Source organism: Streptomyces sp. NPDC101225, from assembly GCF_044767585.1.
GTDB lineage: Bacteria > Actinomycetota > Actinomycetes > Streptomycetales > Streptomycetaceae > Streptomyces.
The window spans coordinates 54,626-74,302 of the sequence record NZ_JBIWOE010000003.1 but is presented as its reverse complement, the minus strand read 5'-3'; the positions used below and the strand labels follow the sequence as shown (position 1 = coordinate 74,302).

Annotated in this window: 26 protein-coding genes; 14 read left to right on the top strand and 12 right to left on the bottom strand. The window is 71.3% G+C overall.

Annotated features, from left to right (window positions below; all coding sequences use genetic code 11):
* Positions 1-16: 16 nt before the first annotated feature.
* Positions 17-1,543, top strand: coding sequence for a recombinase family protein (locus ACIRPX_RS05200; RefSeq protein WP_404188457.1), 1,527 nt, complete (start codon positions 17-19; stop codon positions 1,541-1,543).
* Positions 1,544-1,582: 39 nt separating this feature from the next.
* Here the strand turns inward: ACIRPX_RS05200 and ACIRPX_RS05195 are convergent, their stop codons facing one another.
* Entirely contained in the window at positions 1,583-2,167 is a 585-nt protein-coding gene (locus ACIRPX_RS05195; RefSeq protein WP_404188454.1) for a hypothetical protein, read from the bottom strand.
* 92 nt (positions 2,168-2,259) lie between these two features.
* On the opposite strand from ACIRPX_RS05195, the gene ACIRPX_RS05190 reads away from it, so the two are divergent.
* The 12 genes from ACIRPX_RS05190 (at position 2,260) to ACIRPX_RS05135 (ending at position 10,413) form a co-directional block, all read left to right on the top strand.
* On the top strand, positions 2,260-2,499 hold the full coding sequence (locus ACIRPX_RS05190; RefSeq protein WP_404188451.1) for a helix-turn-helix transcriptional regulator: 240 nt from the start codon (positions 2,260-2,262) through the stop codon (positions 2,497-2,499).
* Positions 2,496-2,627 carry a hypothetical protein gene (locus ACIRPX_RS05185; protein WP_404188448.1) on the top strand — a complete coding sequence of 44 codons (132 nt, stop codon included), beginning with the start codon at positions 2,496-2,498 and terminating at the stop codon, positions 2,625-2,627. Before ACIRPX_RS05190 ends, ACIRPX_RS05185 begins: the two co-directional genes overlap by 4 nt.
* Positions 2,628-2,789: 162 nt before the next feature.
* Positions 2,790-3,134: a hypothetical protein gene (locus tag ACIRPX_RS05180; protein WP_404188445.1), complete on the top strand. Its 345-nt coding sequence runs from the start codon at positions 2,790-2,792 to the stop codon at positions 3,132-3,134.
* The gene (locus tag ACIRPX_RS05175) at positions 3,131-3,634 is read left to right on the top strand and encodes a hypothetical protein (protein ID WP_404188443.1); all 504 of its coding nucleotides are present in this window, start codon (positions 3,131-3,133) and stop codon (positions 3,632-3,634) included. The genes ACIRPX_RS05180 and ACIRPX_RS05175 overlap by 4 nt, the downstream gene beginning before the upstream one ends.
* Positions 3,631-4,977 (top strand): hypothetical protein, encoded by a 1,347-nt coding sequence (locus ACIRPX_RS05170; RefSeq protein ID WP_404188441.1) that lies wholly within the window; start codon positions 3,631-3,633, stop codon positions 4,975-4,977. Before ACIRPX_RS05175 ends, ACIRPX_RS05170 begins: the two co-directional genes overlap by 4 nt.
* Positions 4,978-5,257: 280 nt before the next feature.
* A complete protein-coding gene (locus tag ACIRPX_RS05165) occupies positions 5,258-5,668 on the top strand; it encodes a hypothetical protein (RefSeq protein ID WP_404188438.1) in 411 nt (136 codons plus the stop codon).
* A 127-nt stretch (positions 5,669-5,795) separates the two neighbouring features.
* On the top strand, positions 5,796-6,152 hold the full coding sequence (locus tag ACIRPX_RS05160; protein ID WP_404188435.1) for a hypothetical protein: 357 nt from the start codon (positions 5,796-5,798) through the stop codon (positions 6,150-6,152).
* Positions 6,149-6,613, top strand: coding sequence for a helix-turn-helix domain-containing protein (locus ACIRPX_RS05155; protein WP_404188432.1), 465 nt, complete (start codon positions 6,149-6,151; stop codon positions 6,611-6,613). Before ACIRPX_RS05160 ends, ACIRPX_RS05155 begins: the two co-directional genes overlap by 4 nt.
* Positions 6,564-6,854 (top strand): hypothetical protein, encoded by a 291-nt coding sequence (locus ACIRPX_RS05150; RefSeq protein WP_404188430.1) that lies wholly within the window; start codon positions 6,564-6,566, stop codon positions 6,852-6,854. The genes ACIRPX_RS05155 and ACIRPX_RS05150 overlap by 50 nt, the downstream gene beginning before the upstream one ends.
* Entirely contained in the window at positions 6,851-7,657 is an 807-nt protein-coding gene (locus ACIRPX_RS05145; protein ID WP_404188427.1) for a hypothetical protein, read from the top strand. The genes ACIRPX_RS05150 and ACIRPX_RS05145 overlap by 4 nt, the downstream gene beginning before the upstream one ends.
* A 12-nt stretch (positions 7,658-7,669) precedes the next feature.
* Positions 7,670-10,096 (top strand): phage tail tape measure protein, encoded by a 2,427-nt coding sequence (locus ACIRPX_RS05140; protein WP_404188425.1) that lies wholly within the window; start codon positions 7,670-7,672, stop codon positions 10,094-10,096.
* Entirely contained in the window at positions 10,096-10,413 is a 318-nt protein-coding gene (locus tag ACIRPX_RS05135; RefSeq protein WP_404188423.1) for a DUF6303 family protein, read from the top strand. The genes ACIRPX_RS05140 and ACIRPX_RS05135 overlap by 1 nt, the downstream gene beginning before the upstream one ends.
* A 165-nt stretch (positions 10,414-10,578) precedes the next feature.
* Here ACIRPX_RS05135 and ACIRPX_RS05130 read toward each other — a convergent pair whose 3' ends face one another.
* Positions 10,579-10,809, bottom strand: coding sequence for a GntR family transcriptional regulator (locus tag ACIRPX_RS05130; RefSeq protein WP_404188420.1), 231 nt, complete (start codon positions 10,807-10,809; stop codon positions 10,579-10,581).
* A gap of 164 nt (positions 10,810-10,973) precedes the next feature.
* On the opposite strand from ACIRPX_RS05130, the gene ACIRPX_RS05125 reads away from it, so the two are divergent.
* On the top strand, positions 10,974-11,171 hold the full coding sequence (locus tag ACIRPX_RS05125; RefSeq protein WP_404188418.1) for a hypothetical protein: 198 nt from the start codon (positions 10,974-10,976) through the stop codon (positions 11,169-11,171).
* A 315-nt stretch (positions 11,172-11,486) separates the two neighbouring features.
* Here the strand turns inward: ACIRPX_RS05125 and ACIRPX_RS05120 are convergent, their stop codons facing one another.
* The 10 genes from ACIRPX_RS05120 to leuS all read right to left on the bottom strand — a co-directional run bounded on the left by ACIRPX_RS05120 (position 11,487) and on the right by leuS (position 19,656).
* Complete coding sequence (locus tag ACIRPX_RS05120; protein WP_404188415.1) at positions 11,487-11,702, bottom strand: hypothetical protein; 216 nt, start codon at positions 11,700-11,702, stop codon at positions 11,487-11,489.
* A gap of 534 nt (positions 11,703-12,236) precedes the next feature.
* Complete coding sequence (locus ACIRPX_RS05115; RefSeq protein WP_404188413.1) at positions 12,237-12,749, bottom strand: hypothetical protein; 513 nt, start codon at positions 12,747-12,749, stop codon at positions 12,237-12,239.
* 8 nt (positions 12,750-12,757) lie between these two features.
* Positions 12,758-12,907 (bottom strand): hypothetical protein, encoded by a 150-nt coding sequence (locus tag ACIRPX_RS05110; protein WP_404188410.1) that lies wholly within the window; start codon positions 12,905-12,907, stop codon positions 12,758-12,760.
* An 8-nt stretch (positions 12,908-12,915) separates the two neighbouring features.
* On the bottom strand, positions 12,916-13,260 hold the full coding sequence (locus ACIRPX_RS05105; protein ID WP_404188407.1) for a hypothetical protein: 345 nt from the start codon (positions 13,258-13,260) through the stop codon (positions 12,916-12,918).
* Positions 13,257-13,445 carry a hypothetical protein gene (locus tag ACIRPX_RS05100; protein ID WP_404188405.1) on the bottom strand — a complete coding sequence of 63 codons (189 nt, stop codon included), beginning with the start codon at positions 13,443-13,445 and terminating at the stop codon, positions 13,257-13,259. The genes ACIRPX_RS05105 and ACIRPX_RS05100 overlap by 4 nt, the downstream gene beginning before the upstream one ends.
* Positions 13,442-13,729 carry a hypothetical protein gene (locus ACIRPX_RS05095; RefSeq protein ID WP_404188404.1) on the bottom strand — a complete coding sequence of 96 codons (288 nt, stop codon included), beginning with the start codon at positions 13,727-13,729 and terminating at the stop codon, positions 13,442-13,444. The genes ACIRPX_RS05100 and ACIRPX_RS05095 overlap by 4 nt, the downstream gene beginning before the upstream one ends.
* A 33-nt stretch (positions 13,730-13,762) precedes the next feature.
* On the bottom strand, positions 13,763-14,812 hold the full coding sequence (locus tag ACIRPX_RS05090; RefSeq protein ID WP_404188402.1) for a helix-hairpin-helix domain-containing protein: 1,050 nt from the start codon (positions 14,810-14,812) through the stop codon (positions 13,763-13,765).
* Positions 14,813-14,932: 120 nt separating this feature from the next.
* On the bottom strand, positions 14,933-15,778 hold the full coding sequence (locus ACIRPX_RS05085) for a DegV family protein (protein WP_404188400.1): 846 nt from the start codon (positions 15,776-15,778) through the stop codon (positions 14,933-14,935).
* Between the two features lie 72 nt (positions 15,779-15,850).
* Positions 15,851-16,588, bottom strand: a complete 738-nt coding sequence (locus ACIRPX_RS05080) for a hypothetical protein (protein WP_404188397.1) — start codon at positions 16,586-16,588, stop codon at positions 15,851-15,853.
* Positions 16,589-16,785: 197 nt separating this feature from the next.
* Positions 16,786-19,656 carry a leucine--tRNA ligase gene (gene leuS, locus ACIRPX_RS05075; RefSeq protein ID WP_404188395.1) on the bottom strand — a complete coding sequence of 957 codons (2,871 nt, stop codon included), beginning with the start codon at positions 19,654-19,656 and terminating at the stop codon, positions 16,786-16,788.
* Positions 19,657-19,677: the final 21 nt, after the last annotated feature.

The following is a 19,677-nucleotide window of genomic DNA, read 5'->3' as shown; positions in this document are numbered from 1 at the left end:
CGGTAACCTATTGGACATGACTCCACAACGCGCGGTGTTGCTGCTGAGGATCAGCTACCGGAAGGCTGAAGAGGAAGCTGGAGACGCCGGCGAGGCAGCCGACGGCAAGCCTCGCCACCCCCAGCTGAGCAAGGGCATCGGCCGCCAGGAGCAGGACGCCCGGGCCCTCGCCGACCGGCTCGGCTGGGAGATCGCCGCGGTGATCCCGGAGGACGACACGAGCGCCTTCAAGCGGCGGAAGATCAAGCTGCCCGACGGGTCGACTGCCCTGCGCACCGTACGTCCCGGGTTCCGGCGCGTCCTCGATGGCCTGGCCTCCGGGGAGTTTGACGGACTGATCGCCGACGACCTCGACCGCGTGGCCCGCGACCCCCGCGACCTTGAGGACCTGATCGACGTGGTGGAGAGCAGGAAGCCGCTCATTCCCGTCGAGTCCGTCACAGGATCACTGCGCCTCGACGGGGACGGCGGGATCACTATGGCCCGGGTCATGGTCGCCGTGGCCAACAAGTCGTCTCGCGACACGTCCCGCCGGGTCACCAGGAAGCACGAGGAGCTGGCCGCCGAGGGCAAGCCGCCGGGTGGCGGGTACAGAGGGTACGGCTTCACCGCGGCGAGGCACGAGCCCATCGAGGAGGAGGCGAAGATCCTGCGGGAGATCGCCGCGCGCATCCTCGGCGACTGGGACGGCTGGACGGACGAGGAACGCGCCAAGATTGATCCGGAGCTGGGTGAGTCCCTCAACTCGATCGCTGCGGACCTGCGCGCCCGCGACGTGCCGACGGTGACCGGGGCGCCGTGGCGGGACCGCACGGTGCGCTCGGTGGTCACCAAGCCGTCCGTGGCCGGCCTGCGCGAGTACCGGGACGAGATCGTCGGGAAGGCCGTGTGGGACCCGATCATCCCGGAGGAGCGGTGGGAGCAGGTACGGGCCCGGCTCGCCGGGCGGCACCGCATGGTCGACCTCACGCTGAAGCGCTGGCTGACGGGCGTACTGCGCTGCTCGCAGTGCGGGCACATGCTGATGGGCTGGCAGGGCAACGGCGGCCCGCGCTACTGGTGCGCCAAGCCGAACGGCGGGTGCGGCCGGATCGCTGTCCGCGCATCGTTCGCCGAGGACGAGGTGGAGCGCCAGGTCCTCGACCTCCTCGGCCAGGCCGACGTGCTCGCCGGCCTCCGCACGGTCGCCGACACCGAGGTCACCGACGATGCGCGCGCCGAGCTGGCTGCGGACGAGGAGCAGTTGAAGGCGATGGCGGGCATGTTCGCCCGGCGTGAGATCACGTTCGGCGAGTACAAGGAGGCCCGGAGCATCATCGAGAAGCGGATCAAGGAGTCACGGGCGCTTCTGACATCGCGGGCACCGCGCGTCCTGCGCCGCCTCCTGGCCGCTGAGGACGTCGTGGCGGGCTGGGGGGAGCTGAGCCCTGCGGACCGGCGGGAGGTCGTCCTGGCGCTGATTCCGGGCTACGAGGTGCAGCCTCACGACCGCTCGCATGGCAACAAGTTCGACCCCGGGCGCCTGGTCCCGATCGAGGCCTGACGCACTGCGGCCCCTCCCCCAGCTCGGGGAGGGGCCGTTCTACTTCTCAGCCTGAAGCCGTGGGCCCGGCTCAGCGCCGGCGCGACCTTTGACGCTTGGCCCCAGCCAACCGTCGGCGCGTGCCCGAGCAAGCCATGTCCTGATCGTGCCCTCTGGCCGCTCGAACTCGGCAGCCAGGCGCCCCAAGGCGCCCGGCGCGGACCCTGGCGACGTCTCGCGCAGGTACGCCAGGGCCAGTCCGCGCAGGAGGTCGTCCGACAGCGCGGCTCGCCCTCCTCGCCGGGGCGGCCGCTTGGCTCCCTCATCCTTCGGCTCCGGTGGGGACATGCGCGTGACGTCGGCTCGCACGTGGTTGAGGATCACCCCGACCGGCACCTTCCGCAACATCGCGGCGGTGACACCGCTAAGTGCTTTGCCGTCGGCGCGCACGTCCAACGAGCTGATCACCAGGCCGCCGGCTGTGCGGCTCGCGGTGCCCTCTACCGACCAGTCCCCGCCGGCGAGCGGCTTGGACGTGAACGTGAAGACCTCGGGGTCATCGGTCGTCTGCACCGCGGTGGCGAGCTGCGGTGTCGAGTCGTGCGCGGTGCCGAGGCGCACCACCTTGCCCTTCTGATTCGTCACCCCCCGATCGTCGCAGCGACTTTTCAGCAAGTCAACAACGCAGCTAGCGGACATGCTTGACACGCACCTCAGCAGGCGCGCAAGATACCGACATGCAATCAACGGTTGCGGACAAGATCCGCTCTCGTAAACGCGTGCGGCGGTCCATCCCGGCACCCGCCGAGCGCAGGCAGATCCGGGAAGACGCCAAGCTGACGCAGGCCGAAGTGGCCGACGCGGTCGGCGTGACACCGCAGGCGGTTGCGCTGTGGGAGTCCGGACGCCGGACGCCTCGTGGTCAGCTCTTCGACCGGTACGCCGAGGCCCTCACGGCGATGCGGGAGTCTGCGTGAGCCGCCCCCACCGCACCCTCGCCGACGTCTACCGGGACCGGCCGCTGACGGACGCCCAGCTGCGCCGCATCGTCGCCCTCCTGGGCCTCGCGCAGCCGCGCAAGCCCCAGACCAAGAAGGCCGCCTGAGCGCCTCCCAGGGCGCAACAGACGACCTTCCACGCCCTCACATGACGAGACCCCGGGTCATCGCTCGCCAGCAGTCCCGGGGCCATCGTCTCCAATCGATTGGAGAACGCTGTGTTGAAGACTACCGCCCCTCAGGAACCAGTGCAGGAACCGGGGCGCAAGGTGGTTCCTGAGGTCGACTTCGACACCCACGGCCACGGCGCCTACGTCGTCCAAGCCGTCCAGGTCACCGACGAGATCCCGGAAGACACCGCGGAGGCGCTGCTGCTCGCGGGCGCCGTGGAGGCCGCTGTCGCAACGACCCCCACGGAACGCTCCCACGCCGCCCTGATGACCCTCACCGGGCACGCCACCGCCGCCGCGCGCATCCTCGCGGCCGAGTATCAGGCGGCCGGCCGCAACGTCTTCCACGGCCTGGACGACGCGCTGATGTCCGGCGGGGCGTTGAGCGAAGTCCTCGAAGACGCAGTCCGCAATGTCCTGCGGGAACTGGCGCCGCGCCCGTGACCGCGCCGCCCGTCACCGACGCCCCCGGCTTCGAGTCGGGGGCGTCCGGCCTGACCGCAGGCGACGTCACCGCGCTGTGGGCCTCGGCTCAGGTGACCGCGCTCAACGTGCACGACTTCCCCCAGTACGGCAGCCCGGCCTGGCTAGCGCTCAAGGCCGACGACCCGGCCCGGGCAGCCGCGATCATCACGGCTGCCGAGCAGTGGCGCCGGCACAACGCTCGCGAACAGTGGCTCGACCGGCTGCTCGATAGCCACCCGACGGCCTGGTATCGGGTCGTCACCGCCGAGGCCGACCGCGAGGCTCGCCGGATCCTCCCGAAGCTGGCCCGACGCCCGACGATCGCCGAGATCAAGGCCCGCAACCCGCGCCCCGTCCCCCGTCCGGTCGTCGCCACGCCTGGCTGGCCTCCCGTCGCCCTGCCCGGGCGGCCCGGCTGGTACCGACACTGCGGCCCGGACGGTGAACAGACCGACAGACCACGCACGGAGACCCCTTGACCGCGTACGACGCAGCAGACGTGCCACCGGACGGCCACGCGGTCGATCCGGTGGTAGGTCTGCTCGGTCCCATCGCCCCGCAGGACGTCGACCTCCTGGCGGACGACGACGGCCGTTCCCCTGCCCCCTGGCCTGCTTTGCCTCCCGAGGCGTTCTACGGCCTGCCCGGCGAGATCGTGCAGGCGATCGAGCCGCACACCGAGGCAGACCCGGCAGCCATGCTGTTCACGCTGTACGCCGCAGCTGGCGCGATGATCGGCCACCGTCCACATGTCCTCACCGGGGGTGTGGAACACGGAGCCAAGGTGTGGCCGCTGATCATCGGCCGGACCGCAGGCGGCGTGAAGGGCACCTCTTGGGCAGAGGTCCGCCGCGTACTGCGCGCGGCAGACAGCCTCTTCGTGGCCAGTCACGTCATGGGCGGACTGTCCTCCGCTGAGGGCCTCATCTACCAGGTGCGCGACTCCGAGGGCGACGACCCCGACGGCGATCACTTCGACCCTGGTGTAGCCGACAAGCGCCTCTTGATCGTCGAGTCGGAGTTCGCCAGCGTCCTCGCTCAGGGCAAGCGCGACGGCAACACGCTGCTGCCCCTGGTCCGCCAGGCCTGGGACGGCGGCAGCCTGCGCACCATGACCGTCCGGTCGAAGGTCGCCACCGACCCTCACATCGTGATCATCGGGCACATCACCCCGACCGAACTCCGCATGAAACTCGCTGAGTCGGAGCGGGCCGGCGGCACGATGAACCGCTTCCTGCCCGTGCTGTCCCGCCGCTCCAAGCTGCTGCCCGACGGCGGGAACCTCGCTGACGGCGACCTGAAAGCCTTGGGCGCGAGCCTGGCCTCAGTCATCGCGCAGGCCGCCACAGTCGGCCGCATGGTTCGCACCGTCGAAGCTGCCGAGTACTGGCAGGACCTGTACGGGCGCCTTGCTGGTGACCACATGGACGACGGGCAGGTCGCCCAGGTGGTCGCCAGGGCCGCCCCCCAGGTGCTCCGGATGTCCGTCACGGCCGCACTGCTCTGCGGGGAGCGGCGCATCGACCTGCCGCACCTCCAGGCCGCGGAGGCCATGTGGTCGTACGTCGAAGAGAGCGCGTGGCACGTGTTCGGCTCGATGTCCGGCAACCCCGACTTGGAGCGGATCAAGTCCTTCGTGGACGCAGCCGGCACACAGGGAGTCACGCGCGACGAGATCCGGATCAAGTGCTTCGGCAAGCACAAGAAGAAGCGGGAGCTTGACCAGCTGGTCAGCGAGTTGCTGCCGCTCGGCTACGAGGTGACCGAGCGTCGGGGCAGGGGGCGGCCGGCGATGGTGCTGCGACGTGTGCCGCGGACTTAGCGCGCACTTTCCGTCCGACTTTCCGCGCGGACGTATGCGCAGGTCAGAGGGCTTATCGCCGCTTACCGCGCTTACCGCGCACGAACAGGGGGGAAGGTTCAGATCCTTAGATATCCAAGATCAACAACGTGTTCACGTCATAGATCAACATGCATCCTTTCCCTCTGGCGCCCTGACTGTGCGCCATAAGCGCGGAAAGCCCCGATAAGCCAACTGACCAGCAAGAACGCTCGCGCGGAAAGCCCGCGGAAAGACGCGCGGAAAGTCCCACGGAGGCGTCATGATCCCCGTCGACCCCAATCGCCCCTACGTCATCACCTACACCGTCCCGCAGAAGGACGGCCCATCCGTACGCCGCATGCTCCCCGTGCTCGCCTGGGGCGACGACGGACTTCCCTGGGTGGCTGCAGACCATGGCCTCGTCCCGGCCGGCCAGGTCGGCTGCTACCGCCTCCAGCCCGCTGCCACCGCCATAACGCCCCCGGAAGCGCAGGCCACGCTCACCGAGCGACTGGAACAACTCGGCACCGACGCCCGCACGCTCTGGCTCTCGGGCGCCAGCCACTACGACGTACTGCTACACGCAGCACTCCCACTCCGCAGCTGGACCAACACTGACCCCGACCACGTGCGGTTGCTCGATGCCCTCGCCCGAGTCCAGGAGCGGCTGAAGGTGACCACGCCACCCTGACCTACCGGCAAGTAGTCCAATCCTGAACAACCCCCCGAGGAACCGGTCCCGCTCTCCCCGCGGGAACCGGTTCCTTCGGGGTTCTCGTACGGCGCACGCGCGCGACACCCCCACCCCGGAGCGCACCATGCCCGACACCCCCACTGACCAGCCGAATCCCCGTAGACGCGGTGACGGCTTCCCCGGCCGAACCGACTGGAACCAGGCAGAGGACCGGTTCCGCGCCATCATCGCCCGCCTCGCCCGCGACCCCGACCCGCAGGCCCGCGCGGAGGCCGCCCGCATCCTGCACCGTGGCCTTCAGGTCCTGGGGGCGCTCACCGCCGATGCCGTGGCTGTGCAGCAGCGCGCGGACAAGGAGCGCGCGCTGTCGGAGCGCCGGCGTCTGGCCATGGTCCGCCAGGTGAATCGCCTGGGGCGGGCAGGCCGCCCCGTGGGCCCGTCGCTGGCCGCATACGCCGATCCGCCCCAGGAGCCGTCATGACGGGCGCCGGCGGGCGTCACGACGACCTCGTCACACTCCAACTCCCCCGCCAAGCAGCCGGGCAGCTGGAACGCATCATCCAGGCTGGTCTGATCCGCCTCTCCCGCGTTGACGGAGGACGTCCCACCCCCGAGGCCGACCGCATCATGCGCCAACTCCACGCAGCCGCACACGGCCGCAGGTTCGCGCCCGAACCACCACCCACCCCACCCGCCAAAGTGGATCACGGGTTGAGGAATGTGTTCGCTGCTGGGGAGGCCGCGGACGTGCTCGGCTGCACGGCCAAGCACGTCCGCAGCCTCTGCCGCGACGGCGCATTCCCCAACGCCTGGCGCGTGAGTCTCACCGGCCCGTGGATGATCCCGGCCGACGACCTCCACGCGTTCCGTGAGAAGCGATGGAGGGAAGCCAGTGGGCAGTCAGGACCAACACCGCGCGAAGCAGCCGGAGACGGCCGCTGAGGCCCGCGAGCAGGCCGCCGCGCTCACCGCGCAGGCAGACGAGCAGGACCGCGAGGCCGGCCAGTACAGCTCGCACGAGCTCCGCGAGCAGGCCGGCGAACTCCGCACCCTCGCCCGCGACCTCGCCCGCCAGGAGCGCCGCACCAAGAGCCAGCACGACCACGCCGCCGTCCAGGCCGTCATCGACGAACGCCGCGCAGCCCGCCACCCCGGCGGCATGGGCGGAGGCGACGCCGCGTGACCGCCCTCGACGACCGCCCCGCCAGCGACACCCCGGAACAGATCATCGCCCGCGCCGACGCCGAGATCGCCGAGGCTGACGCCGCGCTGGCGGCCCTCGAGGAACGCGTCCTGGACGACGACCCCAACGTCGGACCCGACGACATCGAGCAGGCCCGCAGCCGCAAGTACTTCGCCGGCCTCGCCCGCAAACGCGCCGAGAAGAAGGCCACGGCACTACGCGAAGCCGAAGCCAAGCAGGCCCGCACGGTCGCCATCCTCGAAGCCCGCCGCCTCCTCGACGAGGTACCGCAGGCCGACGTGGACCAGGCGCTCAAGGCCGCATCCGACGCCATGCAGCAGCTGCGCGAGACCGTCCGGGCCCACAACGACGCGCGGGCCCGCGCCATCGCCGTCCTCAACCGCTGCCCCGCCATCGAGCAGACCGTCGCCGAACGCGGCGTGCAGGCGCCCGCCCTCGGCTACGCCCGCCTCACCGGCGCCTACAGCGGTCACGGGCAGGTCGACAAGGTGTGGGCACTGTGGGTCGACCACAAGCCGCGGCCCGCCCTCGATGAGAACCAGCTCATGGACGCCGCCCGCAAGGCGCCCGCAGTCGCCGACGACAAGGACCGCCAGGCCGCCGCCGCGCGGTCGGCCGCCCGCCGCCTGGCAGCCGACGTCGCCCTGTGGCGCAGCAACTGGCCCGCCTTCGAAGCCCTCGGCGCAGGACGCCGTAAGGCCGCAGTCGAGTCCACCGGCATGACCTGGGACCAGTACCTGACCGCGCCAGGCCGACCCCGCCTCAACCCGAACGCACTGTAGGAGGCGGACACCGTGGCGCTCACCGTCGGCGAGCTGGTCGCCGTCTTCAAGGTCGACGACCGGGCCGTATCCCCCGCCCTGCGCCGTACCGAACAGGCCATGCGGCAGACCGGCCAGACCATCGGCAACGACGCCGACCGCGCCGGCACCCGCGCCGGCCAGAACCTCGGCGAGGGCTTCGTCCGCGGCGCGGACGGCCAGTGGCGCAACCTCCGCGGCGACCTCGCGGACGCGGTCACCGCCGCCGGCCTCGAAGCCGAACGCGACGCGCACATGGCCGGACAACGCGCCGGCCAAGCCCTCGGCGACGGACTCACCGGCGAAGCCCGCCGGGCCGGCGATAGCGCGGGCGGAGCCCTCGGCGACGGCCTGGGCGACTCCGGAGAAGCCGGAGCCCAACGGGCAACCGGCCGCATCGGCAACGCCCTCGGCAAGATCAAAGTTGCAGCCCTCGGCATCGGCGCAGCAGCCGGCGCATTCATCGTCGACTCCTTCACCCAGGCCATCGACCAGGAGCAGATGACCGCCAAAGCGACAGCAGGCCTGGCCAAGACACCGGAAGAGGCCAAGCGGTACGGACAGGCCGCGGGCCTGCTCTACAAGCGCGCGGTCGTCGAGAACTTCCAAGAGGGCCTGGAGTCCATCACCACCGTCGCGAAAGCTGGCCTGGTCCCGCCAGGCGCGACCGTGGCACAGCTCGCGGCGATCGGCACGAAGGTCTCCGACCTGTCCAACAAGACAGGAGAAGAAGCCACCGCGATCACCCGGGCCGCCAAGAAGATGCTCGTCACGGGACTCGCGAAGAATGCGACTGAGGCCTTCGACCTGATCGCTCAGGGCCTGGGGACCAGCGCGAACCAGGGCGAGGACTTCCTCGACACCCTCAACGAATACTCGGTGCAGTTCAAGCGCGTCGGCCTCGACGGCAAGACTGCTATCGGCCTCATCGACCAGGCCATCGACAAGGGCGCCCGCGACTCGGACCAGGTCGCCGACGCCATCGGCCAATTCGGCGAGCTGGCCGTGTCGGGCGGCTCGGCGGTCGACACCGCGTTCAAGAGCATCGGCCTCAACGCGGACGAGGTCCGGAAGAAGCTGCAGAAGGGCGGCAAGTCGGGCCAGGAAGCGCTCCAGATGACCACGGATGCTCTCCGTGGCACGAAAGACGCCACTGTCCGACTCAACGCGGCCGGGGCCTTGTTCGGTGATCCTGGCAAGGTGATGGGGGACGCCCTCCTGGCCATCGATCCGGCGGGTGCCGCGGCATCGTCGGGCATGGACAAGGCGAAGGGGTCGGCGGACAAGCTCGGCGACGGCCTGCGGGACAACGCGGCCGCGAAGGTCACACGGTTCAAGAACACGGTGCAGCAGGACCTGGTGGAGTTCCTCGGCACCAACGTGGTCCCGATCCTCAGCAAGGTGTTCGACTTCGTGTCGGAGCACTCGACCGTGTTCAAGGGCCTCGCGCTCGGCGTCGGGATCCTCGGCACGGCGTTCACGATCGCAGCGATCGGCGTATGGGCGTTCAACGCGGCGATGGCCGCGAACCCGGTGTTCTGGATCGTCGCCGGGATCATCGTGGCGATCGCTGGACTGGTCCTGCTGATCTACACCTACTGGGACCAGATCAAGTCGGCGACGCTGATGGCCTGGGACTGGGTGGTCGGCAAGATCGCGTACGCCGTGGGCGCGGTGACGACGGCGATCGGCTGGCTGGCTGGGATCCCGGACATGGTGGCCACCTGGTGGACGGCCATGAAGAACAAGGCCGTCTCGATCGCCCTGGCCTGGGTGGCCTGGGTGAAGGGCCTGCCAGGCAAGATCTCCGGCGCCGTGGCAGCGATGGCCGGCTACCTGAAGTCGCGCGCCACGGAAGCCTTCACCGCCTTCCGGAACGCGGCCGCGGTCAAGGTGACCGCGTTCATCGGCTGGGTGCGCGGCATCCCCGGGCGGGTGACCGGGGCGATCGGTGCCGTGCGAGGCCTGCTCTACAACAAGGGCCGTGACATCGTGCTCGGCCTGTGGAACGGCATCGTCGGCATGGGCGGCTGGCTGAAGTCCAAGCTCATGAGCTGGGCCGGGTCCGTCATCCCCGGCCCCGTCGCAAAGGTCCTCGGGATCGGCTCGCCCTCGAAGGTGATGGCCCGCCGGGTGGGCCGCTGGATCCCGGCCGGTATCGCCATGGGTGCCGAGCAGAACCGCGGCGTGATCGAGGACACCATGGCCAGCCTGGTCGACGTGCCCACGCCCTCCGCGACGATGGCGCTGCACACCGCGGCCGCGGGCGCCTACTACGGCGGAGGCTCGGGCAGCGGCTCGGCCTCGCCCAAGGTCGTGCGACTCACGGGCGGCGACGAATTCGGGAACTACGTGATCGACAAGCTGCGCAAGAAGATCGACAACTTGGGCGGCGACGTCCAGTTCGTGCTGGGCAGCTGATGGACACCGTGACCCGGGCCGGCATCGGATGGGCGGCAGACGAGAACCAGTGGGTACTGCACCTCGTGCGCCCTGAACTCGAGTTGGAACCGATCTCCGTGGCCTGGCCCGGGCAGTCCGGCCCGCCCTCCCTACTCGACCGGTACGACACGCTCGCCGAGCTCGGCTACGCGGTCGTCCAGGGCGGCCCGGAAGCCTGGGAGTGGGTGGAAAAGGCGGACGAGCAGGGACGACCGTACGTGTTCGGCTACACGGAGATCCGGCCGCTCACCGACCGAGAGGTAGCTGGCCAGCTGGACACCGATGGTGACGGCTGACGATCGAGGGGCGGCCGCTCACGCGCAGTCCGGGGTGAGCGGCCTGTCCTGTTGCGGGGGAGCGGCAACCGGGCTGACTCCAGGCTAGCGCCGGAAGGCCCGAGGGGAACCCTGCTCTCCCACTCTGGCCCGATACCCGCCCCCTTTGACCGCCTCAGCGGTGCCTCAGGACGGCTCGGCGACGAAGCTGCCCATGCCGGGCGTCGTGACGATCAGTCCCTCTTCCCGGAGCGCGGCCGTGGCCTTCCGCACGGTGCCGCGGGCGACGCCGAATTCGGACTCCAACTGCACCTCGCTGATGAGGGCGAGGGCCGGCAGCTCGCCGCTGGTGATGCGTTCGCGGAGCGTGTCGCGGATCTGTTCCCACTTGGGCCGGGTCGGGTCGAATTCGATCACGTGTCGGACGGTACGTACCTGGCCGTATCAGGGCATAGAGATACACAGCCATACGTAGGCATGGACAGGGGTGTACAGGCTGCCTAGCGTGTGACCCACACAGCAAGGCCCCCGCGGACGCCATCACACATCCCGGGGGCACGGCCGACTGAGTTGGAGTCGACATGCAGCAGCCTACGGACACCCCTGCCACCCCGGCCAGCCCCCGCGAATGGGCGCACTGCGCCTGGCACGGAGCGATGAGCGATACCGCCCGCCTCGTGCAGATCATCGAGCAGGGCTCCGGCCCGGGCGCCAACCTGTTCGCCTGCGCACCCTGCCGCGAGGTGTACCGCCTGGCCCCCATCGCCGACCAGCCGTGACCGCGACGGAGCCGACGCCGGAGTGCCGCCTCGGCGAGCACCAGCTGTGCGCCGGGTCGAAGGCGATCCGCCGGCAGGGCGCGCCATCGTGGGAGGCGCCCGTGCAGACGCTGCGGTGCGGCTGCGCCTGCCATGGACGGGCGGGGCGGTCGGGCAGGGTGTAGGTGGCCCCTGGGTTGCCCTCGGCGCGCATCTGCGGCGTGGCCGGGGGCCGGGGGTGGCGCTATCGTCCGGGTGTCACCCCCACCGCGCTCGCCCCCGTGGGCTTGAGCGCGCAGTCGGCCCCACCCCTTGCCCGGGTGGGGCCGTACTGCGTCAGCGCGTCTCGGCCAGGCTGTACAGACAGCGCGCTTCGTCCATCAATGCACGGGCCTGGAGAAGACGGGAATCGGCTGCGGCTCGCAGCTGGTCGGCGCTGCACGCCTCGGTCGGCTCGAAGTCGCCCGGGGTGAGTTCGAGGAAAGCGGGCACCGAGTCGGTGCCACTGGTGCTGTCGTCGGGACCGTTTGCGGCCCACTGGTGGCTGGTCATGGTCTGCTCCTGCGGGGTTCGAGGGGTTGGGCCCTCGCCGCGCCTGACCATGCCTCGCCTAGCCACGCCCACGCCATGTACGTCGCGGACGTTAGCACGCAGGTGTCGTAACGCAAGTACGGCCCCCACCGTGCCGTGGGGGCCGTACCCGCTCATGCCTGCAGAGGCGACTACAAGCGTAGTGGCTGGATCATCCGGTCTCCTCGCCATCCGGTAAGTGGTACGTGCACATAACCCCGTTCGGGTCGTACGCCGCTCTCGTCGCCGCATCCTTCTGAGCTGCGGAAATACCCGGACGAGAGGGGCCCGCGGTGGGGGAGGGGAGGGCTTGGTCCGTACCTTTACGGGATGCCGAGCGGAACAGGGCGACACCGCCGGCCACGGTCACCAGGAGCACCCCCGCCGCCTCATCGACAGCGAACGCCACCCCCACCACCACCCCGGCGAGGACGACCGCGACCAGGACGCCAGCGGCCCACGAGGGCTCATTTTCAGCCTCCTGTACCTCCTGCGTCTCCTGCTTGCGGCGGCCCATCACAGGACTCCGAAGACCTGGCTGCCGAGCCAGTTCGCGGCCGTCGCGAGCGGCACCGCGGCGAACCCCGCCACGCCGGCCGACGTGCCGAGGGTGATGCCGCACCACGCCCCGCGCTTGAGCACCGCGGACCGCTCGCCGCTCGCCTTGGCCACGGCCGCCACGAACCCGACGGTGAGGATCAGCACGACGGCCATGCCCTGCGCGGAGAGCGGGACGAACGTCTTCGCCGCGGCCAGCTGCCCGCTGTGGCCGCCGACGCCCCACACGAGCGCGACGTCGCCGAGCCAGTTGGAGATGCCGAGCACGCTGCTGGAGACCAGGCCGACCAGGCCACCCACTCCGAGAGTGGTCAGCGCGCCGTAGCACCAGGAGGCGAGCCAGGGCAGCAGCCGGGACAGGTGCTTGATCGGGTCCTTGGTGAGGGGTTTGCGGCCGGGCCACCAGGTGACGGCCTGGTGGAGGAGGAGGCAGAGGCCGATGGCGACTCCGCCGAACGTCACGTAGTTCACGAGGGTCCTCAGCGGTTGAGGGTGGCCGCGGCGAGCGCGGCGAGGGTGACGATGAACGCGACCGTTCCCGTGATCTTGGGGACGTCGCGGAGCGCGACAGCGCACAGCCCGGCGAGGGCGAGCACGGCACACAGGCCGAAGCAGAGACCGGCGGCCATGACGGGCGTCAGGCCCCGTCATGACGGGCCACGGCGGGCGGTGTGACGGGGCGTCTGACGGGCGTCCGCGCGTCCGTCACCGCGTCCGCTGTGGCGCGGATTGCGGCGCGCGCTGCGGCCACGTTCTGCCCCAGGGTGTCCGGTACGCCGTGCACCGAGCGCAGCACAGCCAGCGCCCCGCTCAGCGCCTCGTCCAGGTCCAGGACGAGCGCCCGGGTGTGGCGGCTGCTGTGGAGGTCCCTGCGCACGGTCTCCCGGGAGATCCCCAGCTCAGAGGCGATCTTGGCTGGGGGCATGTCGCGGTCGGCGAGGTGGCGTACGAGGATGCGGCGGATGCCGACGCTCATGCTCATCGGCTGCCACCGCCGCGGCGCACGATGGCGTGCGTGAGCAGGCAGACGCCCTCACGGTCGTGCGCGGTCTGTGCGGTCAGGAGTGCGGCGAACAGAGCGGGTACCGGCGCCGGCGGGCGCGGGCAGCGCGCGGCCCGGGCGAGCGCCTGCGTCTCGGTCGGGCGCGGGATACGGGAACGGTTCACCGGCCCTCACCCCAGGCGCGGTATCCGGTGGCCGGGTGCTCGGCGAGCCGCTCCCGCAGGTACTGGGTGGTCCACGCGACACCGAGCGGCGCCTGGTCTTCGAGGACGCTGCGCAGTGCGATCTTCGCGTGGCAGACGCGGTCGTTCAGGATCCGGTCGTGCGCCTCCTGGTCGCCGATGGTGGCGGGGGCGGGGATGTCGAGAGCTTCGAGGACAGCCGCGAGCAGCTCGCGTGTGGCGTCGGTGGGCTTGCCCGGCACGGCGGGCGGCATGGGATGATCCATGAATCCGGCTCCTGCTCTGATCAGGTAAGTCGGTCAGGCCCTCGGTCGGTGCTCCAACACCGCCCGGGGGCCGCTTTGTTGACCTTTGCTAGGTTGGCGTTCCACTATCGGAGCGCCGATGCCGTTGACCTCGCGCAGCTCGCCCACCGAGCGGAATCCGCCGTGCTGTGTGCGGTAGTCGACGATGCGCCGGGCGAGCACCGGTCCGACGCCCGGCAGGGTGTCGAGCTGGTCCACGGTGGCGGTGCTGAGCGCGACCGGGGCCCCGGGAGCGGCGCCCGCCGCCGCACCGCCCGCGGCTCCGCCGCTCGAGGCGCCGCCGGCCGCGACGGGCGCCGGAGCCGCGGGGCCTCCGACGATCACCTGCTCCCCGTCCGTCAGGAGGCGGGCCCGATTCAGCCCGTCCGTGTTCGTCCCGGGACGCACCCCGCCGGCCGCGCTCAGCGCGTCCGCGACACGTGAACCGGCGGGCAGACGGCGGATGCCGGGCTCGCGCACCTTGCCGCTGACGTCCACGACGATCTCGGCCGCGGCCGACGCCGCAGCGCCGGGCGCGCCGCTCGGCCCGGCATCCCCGCGGCCCTTGCGCTCGTCGAACGGAGCCGCGGCCCGCACCACTTCGGGCGCCCGCACCGTCTGCGTCCGCCCGGTCCAGAAGTGCTGGACGGCGAGGACCGCCGCCACCACGAGCACCGCGGACAGCGCGAGCACACTGCGCCGCTCCAGTCCGCACCGCGTCTGCACCCACAGCGGCATCCGCTCCCGCATCGCGAGCAGGGCCCGCCCGCGCCGGTCCGCCGGGGCCGAGGGACTCCGGGGGCTCCGGGGGCTCTCACCGGGTGGGGGTGCCTCACGCTCGTCCCGCCTGGCCGGCGGTAGCGGCGGCCCCGTGCCCGGCTCCCGCCGCTCACCGGTGTGTGCGGGGAACAGCAGCTGCGCACGGCGACGGAGTTCGTCCGCCGGCGCCTGCCGCCGCCGGCTCCGCACGGGCGAGCGACGCCGGCGGACCCGGCCGTCGGAGGCGGGGCCCCGCCCGGGGCCGCTGGAGACGGTCGCTGTGCGTGTACGTGATCGAAGTGCCATGCGGCGAGCATCGGGCACATCCCCGATCCCGCGATGATCTTGCTCAATTCCCGGGGATTACCGCCCGGTTGTGGAAAACCCCGTCACCCGCACGGGCGACGCGTCCCGTGGCGGAGCGCGTCACCGGGGCGAGACCACGACCCCGAGCAGCCCCGGTCCGGTGTGCGCCCCGATCACCGCCCCGACCTCACTGACATGCAGATCCGCCACGCCCGGCACCCGCGTCCGCAACCGGTCGGCGAGGGCCGACGCCCGCTCGGGGGCGGCGAGATGGTGGACGGCGATGTCGACCGGAGCGCTGCCGGCGCGGTCGGCCGCGATCTCCTCCAGGCGGGCGATGGCCCGCGAGGCCGTGCGGACCTTCTCCAGCAGCTCGATCCGGCCGGCGTCCAGCTGGAGCAGCGGCTTCACGGCGAGCGCGGAGCCCAGCAGCGCCTGCGCGGCACCGATCCGGCCGCCGCGGCGCAGATAGTCCAGGGTGTCGACGTAGAAGTAGGCGGAGGTGCCCGACGCCCGCTTCTCGGCGGCCGTGACGGCCTCGTCCACCGTCCCGCCCGACTCCGCCGCCTCGGCCGCGGCGAGGGCGCAGAAGCCGAGGGCCATCGCGACCGTCCCGGTGTCCACGACCCGCACCGGCACCGGCGCCTGGCGCGCCGCCAGCACCGCCGCGTCGTGGGTGCCCGACAGCTCGGCCGAGAGATGGAGGGAGACGATGCCGCTCGCGCCGGACTCGGCGACCTTGCGATAGGTCTCGGCGAAGAGCTCGGGACTGGGCCGCGAGGTGGTCACGGGCCGCCGCTTCTGAAGTGCCTGAGCCAGGGAGCGCGTCGAGATCTCGGTGCCCTCCTCCAGCGCCCGGTCGCCGAGGACCACCGTCAGGGGCACCGCTGTGATGCCGTGGCGCTCCATCGTCCGCGGCGGCAGGTAGGCCGTTGAATCGGTGACGATCGCGACATGGCGGGACATGAGCTGGAGGTTACCTGCCGTAGTGCCCGGGCGGCAGCCCGGCCCCTCGCACCTGGTACGCCCTTGACCGGATCAAGTGGTGCTCTCGGGGCGGGGTTTCTTCTGCCACGGGTAGACGGGGCGGCGGGCCGGCGGGGTGATGGCGGCCCGCGCGGGCTCCTCGGCCGTGGACGGCCGGGACGTCTCCGGCCAGGTCTGCCGCGTCGTCGCGCGGCCGGCGGCCGGGGCGTCCGGCCACGCCGGCGGCTCGGCGGCGGAGGGCTCCTCGCGGGTCCAGTGCCGCAGGGCGCCGGCCTCCACGTCTATCTGTGCGCTCAGGGCGTCCAGATCGTCGTCGGCGAAGCGGTGCGCCCGGTCGCGGGCGGCCCAGCGCAGTGAGTCCGCGGAGTGCGTGATGCGCTCGGTGCGCTCGCGCAGGCCGGGCAGCCGCTCGGCGAGGGTCCTGCGGTCCGGCTCCGCCTCCAGGCGCTTGAGCTCGCCGTCCAGTTCGTGTCCGTGCGCGCTGAGGCGCTCGAAGAGGCCCAGGGACTCCTTCAGGGACTCGTCCTCGGACACGCCCGCGTACAGCGCGTCCTGGGTCGCGCGCATCGACGTGCGCAGCTTCAGGCGCAGTTGGGCCAGCTCGCCGACGGCTCCCGGCTGGGCGAAGGACTTGGCCCGCAGGGTGTGGTCCTCGACCGTGCGGCGGGCCTGCGAGATCGTGCGGTCCACGCCGCGCTTGGCGGCGCCGACCACCTTCACCGTGGCGTAGACGCCGACGGCCAGGAAGAGCACGAAGAGCAGGGCGAACACTGCGATCACTGCTTCCACGTCGCTCCTCCTCCGGGCCGCGCGGCACGCCCCGCGCCGCACCTCCACGGTAAACGAGACGGGCAGGTGCGGAGTTCCAGAAGAACCCCGAACCTGCCCGTAGGGGACTACCCCGAGGCGCGCCCGCCCCGGACCACTGCCACCGGCAGCCGCGCCGGTCCCGGCACCCGCGCCGGACCCGTCACCACCGCCGGCAGCTACGCCGGAACGATGTTCACCAGCTTCGGCGCCCGCACGATCACCTTGCGGATGCCCGCGCCGTCCAGCGCCGCGACGACCTTCTCGTCCGCCAGCGCGGCCTTCTCCAGCTCCTCGTCGGAGACGGACGGCGAGACCTCCAGGCGGGCCTTGACCTTGCCCTTGATCTGCACCACGCAGGTCACGGTCTCGTCGACGACGTAGCGCGGGTCGGCGACGGGGAAGTCCCGGTGCACGACCGAGTCGGTGTGGCCCAGCTTGCGCCACAGCTCCTCGGCGATGTGCGGGGCCAGCGGCGCGACCAGCAGCACCAGCGGCTCGGCGACCGCGCGCGGCACCGGGCCGCCCGCCTTGGTCAGGTGGTTGTTCAGCTCGGTGACCTTGGCGATGGCGGTGTTGAAGCGCAGGCCCTCCAGGTCCTGGCGCACGCCGTCGATCGCCTTGTGCAGGGCGCGCAGCGTCTCCTCGTCGGGCGCGGCGTCCGAGACGGTGACCGCGCCGCTGTCCTCGTCCACGACGTTGCGCCACAGCCGCTGCAGCAGCCGGAACTGGCCCACCACCGCGCGCGTGTCCCACGGCCGTGACACGTCCAGCGGGCCCATCGCCATCTCGTACAGGCGCAGTGTGTCGGCGCCGTACTCGGCGCAGATCTCGTCCGGGGTGACCGCGTTCTTCAGGGACTTGCCCATCTTGCCCAGCAGCCGGGAGACCTTCTCGCCCTGGTGGTAGTACGCGCCGTCGCGTTCCTCCACCTCGGCGGCCGGCACCGCGATGCCGCGGCCGTCGCGGTAGACGTAGGCCTGGATCATGCCCTGGTTGAACAGCTTGTGGAACGGCTCCGCGGAGGAGACGTGCCCCAGGTCGAACAGCACCTTGGACCAGAAGCGCGCGTACAGCAGGTGCAGCACGGCGTGCTCGGCGCCGCCGACGTACAGGTCGACGCCGCCGTGCGGCATGCCCTCGCGCGGGCCCATCCAGTACCGCTCGATCTCCGGGTCGACCAGCTCGCGGTCGTTGTGCGGGTCCAGGTAGCGCAGCTCGTACCAGCAGGAACCGGCCCAGTTGGGCATGGTGTTGGTCTCGCGGCGGTACTTCTTCGGCCCGTCGCCCAGGTCCAGGGTGACGTGGACCCACTCGCCGTTGCGCGACAGCGGCGTCTCGGGCTCGGTGTCGGCGTCGTCCGGGTCGAAGGTGCGCGGCGAGTAGTCGTCGACCTCCGGCAGTTCCAGCGGCAGCATCGACTCGGGCAGCGGGTGGGCGATGCCCTCCTCGTCGTAGACGATCGGGAACGGCTCGCCCCAGTAGCGCTGGCGGCTGAACAGCCAGTCGCGCAGGCGGAAGTTGACCGTGCCCTCGCCGATGCCCTTGCGCGCCATCCACTCGGTGACGCGCGCCTTGGCCTCCGCGACGCCCAGCCCGTCCAGCGAGATGTCGTCGTTGGAGGAGTTGATGATCCTCGCGTCGTAGGACGCGAAGGCGTCCTCCCACGTGGAGGTGTCGGTGCCGCGGCCGTCGGTCGGCTCGACGATGCAGTGGATCGGCAGCTCGAAGGCGCGCGCGAACTCGAAGTCACGCTGGTCGCCCGCCGGGACGGCCATGATCGCGCCCGTGCCGTAGCCCATCAGGACGTAGTCGGCGATGAAGACGGGGACCTGCTCGCCGTTGACCGGGTTGGTTGCGTACGCGCCGATGAAGACGCCCGTCTTGTCCTTGGCCTCGGCCTGGCGCTCGACGTCGGACTTCGCGGCGGCCTGCGCGCGGTAGGCGGCGACGGCCTCGGCGGGCGTCGCGTGGCCGCCGGTCCACACCTCGTGGGTGCCCTCCGGCCAGGCGGCCGGGGTGAACTTCTCGACCAGCGGGTGCTCGGGGGCCAGCACCATGTAGGTCGCGCCGAACAGCGTGTCCGGGCGCGTGGTGAAGACCGTGATGCGCTCGCCGTCGATCGGGAAGTCGACCCGGGCGCCCTCGGACCGGCCGATCCAGTTGCGCTGCTGCAGCTTGATCGCCTCGGGCCAGTCCAGCGCGTCCAGGTCGTTCAGCAGCCGGTCGGCGTAGGCGGTGATCCGCATGTTCCACTGGCGCAGCTTGGCCTTGAAGACCGGGAAGTTGCCCCGCTCGCTGCGGCCGTCGGCGGTGACCTCCTCGTTGGCCAGCACGGTGCCCAGGCCGGGGCACCAGTTGACCGGGGCGTCGGAGGCGTACGCCAGGCGGTACTCGCCCAGGACGTCGGCGCGCTCACCGGCGCTCAGCGCGTCCCAGGAACGGCCGCCGGGGACGGCGCGCTCACCGGTCTCGAACTGGGCGACCAGGTCGGTGACGGGGCGGGCCTTGTCCGCCTCCTCGTCGTACCAGGAGTTGAAGATCTGCAGGAAGATCCACTGGGTCCACTTGTAGTAGTCCGGGTCGATCGTGGCGAACGACCGGCGCTTGTCGTGGCCCAGGCCCAGCGCCCGCAGCTGCCGCTTCATGGCCTCGATGTTGGCCTCGGTGGACACGCGCGGGTGCGTGCCGGTCTGCACCGCGTACTGCTCGGCGGGCAGGCCGAAGGCGTCGAAGCCCAGGGTGTGCAGGACGTTGTGCCCGGTCATGCGCTGGAAGCGGGCGAAGACGTCGGTGGCGATGTAGCCCAGCGGGTGGCCCACGTGCAGGCCCGCACCGGAGGGGTAGGGGAACATGTCCATGATGAACTTCTTGGGCCGGGCGACGACCGCGGGGTCACCCGCCAGGTCGCCCTCGGGGTTCGGCGCCGCGTACGTGCCGTCGGCGTCCCAGAAGTCCTGCCAGCGTGCCTCGATCTCGGCCGCCATGGCGGCCGTGTAGCGGTGCGGCGCTGCCGCCTCGGCGGCGGCAGCGGGGTTCGTCTCGCTCATGATCCTCAAAGCTCCATCGAT

Excerpts from the sequence above, each read along its gene's own strand:
- ACIRPX_RS05200 (WP_404188457.1), top strand. The coding sequence starts at position 17 with ATGACTCCACAACGCGCGGTGTTGCTGCTGAGGATCAGCTACCGGAAG.
- ACIRPX_RS05190 (WP_404188451.1), top strand. The coding sequence starts at position 2,260 with ATGCAATCAACGGTTGCGGACAAGATCCGCTCTCGTAAACGCGTGCGG.
- ACIRPX_RS05165 (WP_404188438.1), top strand. The coding sequence starts at position 5,258 with ATGATCCCCGTCGACCCCAATCGCCCCTACGTCATCACCTACACCGTC.
- ACIRPX_RS05160 (WP_404188435.1), top strand. The coding sequence starts at position 5,796 with ATGCCCGACACCCCCACTGACCAGCCGAATCCCCGTAGACGCGGTGAC.
- ACIRPX_RS05155 (WP_404188432.1), top strand. The coding sequence starts at position 6,149 with ATGACGGGCGCCGGCGGGCGTCACGACGACCTCGTCACACTCCAACTC.
- ACIRPX_RS05135 (WP_404188423.1), top strand. The coding sequence starts at position 10,096 with ATGGACACCGTGACCCGGGCCGGCATCGGATGGGCGGCAGACGAGAAC.
- ACIRPX_RS05125 (WP_404188418.1), top strand. The coding sequence starts at position 10,974 with ATGCAGCAGCCTACGGACACCCCTGCCACCCCGGCCAGCCCCCGCGAA.
- ACIRPX_RS05120 (WP_404188415.1), bottom strand. The coding sequence starts at position 11,702 with ATGACCAGCCACCAGTGGGCCGCAAACGGTCCCGACGACAGCACCAGT.
- ACIRPX_RS05110 (WP_404188410.1), bottom strand. The coding sequence starts at position 12,907 with ATGGCCGCCGGTCTCTGCTTCGGCCTGTGTGCCGTGCTCGCCCTCGCC.
- ACIRPX_RS05105 (WP_404188407.1), bottom strand. The coding sequence starts at position 13,260 with ATGAGCATGAGCGTCGGCATCCGCCGCATCCTCGTACGCCACCTCGCC.
- ACIRPX_RS05095 (WP_404188404.1), bottom strand. The coding sequence starts at position 13,729 with ATGGATCATCCCATGCCGCCCGCCGTGCCGGGCAAGCCCACCGACGCC.
- ACIRPX_RS05090 (WP_404188402.1), bottom strand. The coding sequence starts at position 14,812 with ATGGCACTTCGATCACGTACACGCACAGCGACCGTCTCCAGCGGCCCC.
- ACIRPX_RS05085 (WP_404188400.1), bottom strand. The coding sequence starts at position 15,778 with ATGTCCCGCCATGTCGCGATCGTCACCGATTCAACGGCCTACCTGCCG.
- leuS (WP_404188395.1), bottom strand. The coding sequence starts at position 19,656 with ATGAGCGAGACGAACCCCGCTGCCGCCGCCGAGGCGGCAGCGCCGCAC.